At 72.4% G+C, this 3,165-nt stretch carries 2 protein-coding genes and 1 pseudogene; all 3 read left to right on the top strand.

The genetic code is table 11. From position 1 onward, the window contains the following. Positions 1–260 (top strand): annotated as a pseudogene (locus JZ5iCDA_RS16515) (methyl-accepting chemotaxis protein); the annotation flags it as partial. 52 nt (positions 261–312) lie between these two features. After that, positions 313–1,953, top strand: coding sequence for a methyl-accepting chemotaxis protein (locus JZ5iCDA_RS16510; protein WP_069388120.1), 1,641 nt, complete (start codon positions 313–315; stop codon positions 1,951–1,953). A 154-nt stretch (positions 1,954–2,107) separates the two neighbouring features. After that, a partial coding sequence (locus JZ5iCDA_RS16505) for an MCP four helix bundle domain-containing protein (RefSeq protein ID WP_139123183.1) occupies positions 2,108–3,165 on the top strand: 1,058 nt, incomplete at its 3' end.

The following is a 3,165-nucleotide window of genomic DNA, read 5'->3' as shown; positions in this document are numbered from 1 at the left end:
CCGACATCATCGGCCAGATCAACGACTACCAGCTGACGATCGCCTCGGCGGTCGAGGAGCAGACCGCCACGACGACCGAGATGTCGCGCGGCGTCCAGGAGTCGGCCACCGGCGCCAGCGAGATCGCCGACACCATCACCGGCATCGCCACGGCCGCGTCGTCGAACACCGCGGCGCTCGACCAGATCAACGGGGCCGTCGCGGAGCTCGCCCGCATGTCCGCCGAGCTCCGTGCCCGCGCCGCGCAGTTCGCCTACTGACCGACGCACGACGCACGACGCACCACGCACGTCCCAGACCCAGGAGTCCGGCATGTCCACCCTCCCCGTACCGCAGTCCACCTCCCCACGACGGTTCACCATCGCGCGTCGGCTCCAGGTGACCTTCGCGGTGCTCGCGCTGCTCGTCGTCGTGGCGGCGTACGTCGGCGTCGTCTCGGTGCAGCGCCAGCAGGACTACGCCGAGCAGCTCCGGGAGATGGAGAAGGTCAGCGCGCTCGCCGAGGAGGCCAAGTTCCAGATCGCCGACGCGACGGGCTGGCAGGCGCTGTACGTCGCCGACACCGCGATCCTCGGCGCCGAGGCGGGCCTCGGCGCCGACGGGTACAACCGGTCCGGGATGGAGGAGACCAGGACGGCGGTCTACGCCTGGCTCGACGAGCTCGGCAGCACGACGATGGACCCGGAGATCGCGGCCGTCTTCGACCAGCTCCGTCCCGCCTGGGACCAGTTCTACGAGTGGGACGACCAGATCGTCGCGTGGCTGTGGGCCGGGACGCCCGAGAGCGAGCGGCAGGCCATGGAGTCGATCAACGGCGGCGAGGCCGGTGCCGCCTACGGCGAGATCCTCGACCTCGTCGAGCAGGCGCAGGCCCTGACCGACGAGCGGCTCGACGAGATCGTCGCCGCCCAGGACGCGGGCCAGCGGCGGGCACTGACCCTGCTCGCCGGTACCGGGCTCGTCGCGGTCGTGGCAGCCCTCGTCCTCGCGACGTGGACGAGCCGCGTGCTCGTGAGGCGCATCAGCCGCGTCCGAGACGTGGCGGAGGCGCTCAGCCGTGGCGACCTCACGCACGTCTCCGGGCTCCGGCCGACCGACGAGATCGGTGCTGCCGGCACCGCGCTGGACACCGGCGTGACGAACCTGCGAGGGATCATCGGCGAGGTCGCGGGCACGTCGGAGGCGGTCGCCGCGGCGGCCGAGCAGCTCTCGGCGACGAGCCAGCAGTTCTCGGTGAGCTCGGAGGAGACGGCGACCCGCTCGGGCGCCGTGGCCTCGGCGGCGGAGCAGGTGTCGCAGAACGTGCAGACGGTCGCGGCGGGTGCGGAGCAGATGGGTGCCTCGATCCGGGAGATCGCGCAGAACTCGAACGAGGCCGCGAAGGTGGCCAACCTGGCCACGGAGCAGGCCGCGGTGACGAACGACACCGTGCAGAAGCTCGGGGCGTCGTCGCAGGAGATCGGGAACGTCATCAAGGTGATCACCTCGATCGCGGAGCAGACGAACCTGCTGGCGCTGAACGCGACGATCGAGGCGGCGCGTGCCGGCGAGGCGGGCAAGGGCTTCGCGGTCGTGGCCAGCGAGGTCAAGGAGCTGGCGCAGGAGACGGCGAAGGCGACCGAGGACATCGCGCGCCGGGTCGAGGCGATCCAGGGCGACACCGAGGGTGCCGTGGGTGCGATCGCCGAGATCACGCAGATCATCGGGCAGATCAACGACTACCAGCTGACGATCGCCTCGGCGGTCGAGGAGCAGAGCGCGACGACCAACGAGATGTCGCGCGGCGTGCAGGAGTCCGCCACCGGCGCCAGCGAGATCGCCGACACGATCACCGGCATCGCCACGTCCGCGTCGTCGAACACCGCGGCGCTCGACCAGATCAACGGGGCCGTCGCCGAGCTGGCCCGCATGTCCGCCGAGCTCCGCGCGAGGGCCGCGCAGTTCGCCTACTGAGCCGCACGGCCACCTGAACAGGGTGGCGGCTGCCGGCCCCCACCGGCAGCCGCCCCCCGCCCTCCGCAGGACCAGAACCACCCGCACCACCCGCACCATCCGCACCACGTCCGTCGTCCTCGCTGTTCTCGCTCTCCTCACCGAAGGAACCGTCATGAGCAGTCGTACCCGCGCTCGTCGCCTCCGCGACCTGTCGATCCGCACGAAGGTGATCTCCGCCGTCGGCGCGATGGCGGTCGCCGCCACCGCCCTCGGCGTCATCGGGGCGAGCCAGGTCAGCGCCCTCGCCGACGCGCAGGCGCGCGTCTACGCCGAGCAGGTCGAGCCGATGGTCGACTTCGCGGCGGCGCACCGGAAGTACCAGGGGTCGCGCGCCCGGACGGCGGCCATGGGGCTGCTCCCGCCCGAGAAGCTCGACGCGGCGGTCGCGGAGATCGAGGGCTTCGAGACGGAGGCGCTCGACCTCCTGGAGTCGCTGCGTCCCGTGGCGGCGGACCCCGAGGCGCTCGACGCGGCCGTGACCGTGGTCACGGAGTACCACGACGTCGTGCGCGGCGAGTGGCTCGACGTCGTGCGCGGCGGGGACCGCGCGGTCGTCGAGCGGTACTACGCGGAGACCATGCAGCCCATGTCCGACGTGGTCAACGACTCGCTCACCTCCCTCGTCGAGCTGCAGGCCGCGAGCGCGGCCGAGGCGAACGACGCCGTGGCGGCCCAGGCGGCCGCGACGCAGCGGCTCGTCCTCGTCGTGCTCGTCGCGGGTCTCGCGGCCGGGTTCGGGCTCGCCGCCGCCGTCGTGCGCCGGATCATGCGCAACGTCCGGACCATCGGCGCGGCGGTCGACGCCCTCGGCGCCGGCGACCTCACGGTCCGTCCCCAGGCCGAGTCGCAGGACGAGCTCGGCCGCATGACCGACAGCCTCGCCGGCTCGATCGCCTCGCTGCGCACGACGATCGGCAGCGTCGACCACGTGACCGCGGCGGTGTCCGCGAGCGCGGTCGAGCTCGCGACGTCGACCACCCGCCTCGTCGCCAGCGTCGAGCAGTCGTCGGTGCAGTCGGGCGTCGTCGCGTCGGCGGCCGAGGAGGTGTCGCAGAACGTGCAGACGGTCGCGGCGGGTGCGGAGCAGATGGGTGCCTCGATCCGGGAGATCGCGCAGAACTCGAACGAGGCGGCGAAGGTCGCGAACAAGGCGACGGACCGTGCGGCGGC

The organism is Cellulosimicrobium cellulans (assembly GCF_001722485.1).
In the GTDB taxonomy this organism is placed as follows: Bacteria; Actinomycetota; Actinomycetes; order Actinomycetales; family Cellulomonadaceae; genus Cellulosimicrobium; species Cellulosimicrobium cellulans_A.
The sequence above is the reverse complement of the archived record's forward strand: the minus strand, read 5'-3'. Positions and strand labels throughout refer to the sequence as shown.

Bases quoted from the DNA above. Each gene is read 5' to 3' on its own strand.
- JZ5iCDA_RS16510 (WP_069388120.1), top strand. From the start codon at position 313: ATGTCCACCCTCCCCGTACCGCAGTCCACCTCCCCACGACGGTTCACC.